The organism is Rhizobacter sp. P3_C12 (genome assembly GCF_056402735.1).
In genome coordinates, this window is sequence record NZ_JBFUGW010000488.1 from 1 (window position 1) to 2680 (window position 2680).

The 2680-nt window shown below is 64.0% G+C and carries 7 protein-coding genes; all 7 read right to left on the bottom strand.

Going from position 1 to position 2680, the window contains the following annotated elements:
* Window positions 1–438 (bottom strand): ParB/RepB/Spo0J family partition protein (locus AC1DXV_RS33570; RefSeq protein ID WP_477937886.1); only part of this gene is annotated, 438 nt, incomplete at its 3' end.
* 19 nt (window positions 439–457) lie between these two features.
* Window positions 458–1057: a hypothetical protein gene (locus AC1DXV_RS33575; protein ID WP_477937888.1), complete on the bottom strand. Its 600-nt coding sequence runs from the start codon at window positions 1055–1057 to the stop codon at window positions 458–460.
* Window positions 1058–1098: 41 nt separating this feature from the next.
* Complete coding sequence (locus AC1DXV_RS33580; RefSeq protein WP_477937890.1) at window positions 1099–1308, bottom strand: hypothetical protein; 210 nt, start codon at window positions 1306–1308, stop codon at window positions 1099–1101.
* Window positions 1305–1682: a hypothetical protein gene (locus AC1DXV_RS33585; protein ID WP_477874671.1), complete on the bottom strand. Its 378-nt coding sequence runs from the start codon at window positions 1680–1682 to the stop codon at window positions 1305–1307. Before AC1DXV_RS33585 ends, AC1DXV_RS33580 begins: the two co-directional genes overlap by 4 nt.
* Before the next feature lie 37 nt (window positions 1683–1719).
* Complete coding sequence (locus AC1DXV_RS33590) at window positions 1720–1854, bottom strand: hypothetical protein (protein ID WP_465112046.1); 135 nt, start codon at window positions 1852–1854, stop codon at window positions 1720–1722.
* On the bottom strand, window positions 1851–2120 hold the full coding sequence (locus AC1DXV_RS33595) for a hypothetical protein (protein WP_477872416.1): 270 nt from the start codon (window positions 2118–2120) through the stop codon (window positions 1851–1853). The genes AC1DXV_RS33590 and AC1DXV_RS33595 overlap by 4 nt, the downstream gene beginning before the upstream one ends.
* A gap of 185 nt (window positions 2121–2305) precedes the next feature.
* Window positions 2306–2680 (bottom strand): S24 family peptidase (locus tag AC1DXV_RS33600; RefSeq protein ID WP_477937892.1); only part of this gene is annotated, 375 nt, incomplete at its 5' end.

A 2680-nucleotide genomic window follows, 5' to 3' on the forward strand; every position in this document is an offset into this window, starting at 1 on the left:
CGCCGGGCCCGCATCGAGCAGTTTCAAGCGGTTGTAGATGTGGGTGCGGCTCTTGCCGAACTTCGCAATGAGGTCCTCTGCGGACAGGCCGTCGTTCTGCATCATCGACATGAAGCCCTCGGCTTCTTCGAGCGGGTGCACGTCGACGCGCTGCAGGTTCTCCGCAACCTGAGCGCTGCGGGACTGCCCGTCGGTCATGTCGCGCACCATGCACGGTGCAGTCGCGAGGTCGACGAAACGAGCAGCCCGGACACGCCGGTGCCCGAAGACGATCTCGAAGCCGGCGCCGTGGGGCCGGGGGCGAACTAGGATCGGCTGGTGGATACGGCCTTCTGCGACGATGTTCGCCGCCAGGTCGTCGATGCCGGTGAAGGTGCGCCGGGGATTGAAGGGGCTCTCGTGCAACTGGTCGAGAGCGATCTCGCGGATGGTTTCCATGGTTCGTCCGAGGTTGCGTTCAGTGGACCAGGCGGCTTGCGAACTGTTGGCGTTGGAAATCGAGCGAGTCGGCGCGCTCAATGAACGCGTTTCGCCAGCCCGACCAAGGGGTGTCGCGGCACGCGGGCGACATCAGGTTGACCCAAGTCACCGGCTTGACGCCGGGGAGAAGAGGAGGCGGTGTACCGGGGTTCGGAAGGAGCTGCGCGCGTGCGGTGGCCTCTGCAATCAATGCCGCCTTGAGCAGCCCCTGGGCGTGCGCGGCGTGAGCAACGTTCAGCGCGAAGCCGTTGCGGATCAAACGGACGAATCGGTTTTCCAGGGTGATCCAGGGGGCGCCGATTTCGTCTTCAGCGGCGGCGGACAGGTCGCCGACATAGGCCTTGTGCGCGGTGAGCATGAGCGCCGCGAACTGGCCGTGCACATCGAGGTCGAGTTCGCGCTCGGCGATCCTGCAGATGAGCAGCGAGTGCTCGGCCAGGCTGTACGGCCTGCAGGTTGCACCAGTGAAGCGATTGAGGAGGCTGAGGTGATGCCCGATCGTCCGCAGGTCGATGGTGCCGGGCAGTGGATGCTTGAGCGACACCTCGGCGCCGGTTGCGGTCGTGATGATGATCATGAAGTTGGTGGCGTTGGAATGTGGAAGGGCTGTGCAGGGCGTCAGGCGCGCATGCCAGCGAAGTCGAGGAAGCGAGCCTCTGGGCCGCAGGCGCCGAGGGCGTCGCGCACAAGCGCGACGGGCATTGGCGTCGGCAGGCCGGCGTCGGGGCATGTGCAAATGCGCTCACCGTTCGCGTCGTACGCGCCGTAGCGGCACAGCACGCAACCGCGCTCCGGTGCCACCTGAATGCAGGTTGCAGTACTGGTCATGCTCCTGCCCAGTACATGCCCGTTGCCACGGAGAGAAGGGCAGCCAGACTGCCGATCGACGTGCCCCAGATGAGGCCATGCCGCCAGCCGATCCGATACTTTTCGTGGCCGATATCGCGGATATCGCCGGCCATCAGTGCGCTCATCCAAGGAAGATTCTCGTGAAGGAGTTGCTCCCTGAACCCTTCCAGAAACACCTTGAGTTCTTCATCCGGAAGGGCGGCCCCGGCTTCGAAAGTCTCTCGCAGACTGAGGATCCGTGAAGGATGGACGGGGAACTTCAGCCACGCTTCGGAGGTGGGGGAGGCGGCCTCTTCACTGCGCACGGCTGCGGGATCGGCAGCGGCTGATTTCGTCTGTGTGGTGGTGTTCATGATGGTTCCGTAGAAGGGTGTTCTCGCAGGAGCGGGCTCAGAAGTCGGTGGGCGCGATCCAGCCGCCGAAGCCCCAAAGCAGGAGCAGCAGCAGGTACACGAGGGGCCAGCGGACGCGCGGATTGCGGTCGGCCCATGCTTCGAGGGGGAAGTGCGCGTGGCTCGCGCTCATGCCGCCGCCTCGTCGATGCGCTCGACGTTGCTGATGGAACAGCCGGTCAGTTGGTGGGCGATGCGCTGCGCGTGCTCAGCGTCGCGGGCCTTGACCTGCACGATAGGCAGGACGCCGGTGTCGCAGGCGGCCGGGAAGCCGTTGCGGTCGTTGGGGTGGTAGTGGCAGCGGTAGCTGCGCAGTACGTGAACGACGTCGCATGCGGCAATTGGCTTAGCAGCCGAGCGGATGCCGGGTGGGGATGTTAGGAGACTTGAGCGGCGCATTGATGGTCCGGGGTTGAGTCGGACGCCATCTTAGCGCGCTAAGCTTATTGTGCTAAGTAAACCACTCAGTGTGATCAACTATTCGAGGGCCAAGCGTCCGGCTTTTCCGTCGGCTTGCGGGCGAGCGCGTCTACGGCGCATCAGATGACGCGCTGCGTCGAGAAAGAATTCGCCCGTAGGCGTCCTCACGCTCGGTGCCAACGACTGGCGGATACCTCGGCAACGATCGCGTGCATGTGTTTGATGCTGGCGCGATCGAAGGTGGAGCGCTTGCCAGTATTCACGCTGAGTACCGTCACGCTGCCGGAGCGCTCGAACATGAACTCCTTCACCATCGTGGTGCCGTCATCGAGCACGATGACTACGTACTCACCAGGCTCGCATCGTGCGGCGGGCTCAACAGCAATGTAGTGCCCGTCTCGAAGTGCGGGATGAAGACCATCGCCGCGGATGCGCAGGGCGTACGCGGTGGGGTCGGAGCTATAGCCATCGATGTACCCATCAGGCCGATCGACCGGGAACCTGATGTCATCGAACAGGCCTTCTTCCCCAATCATTGC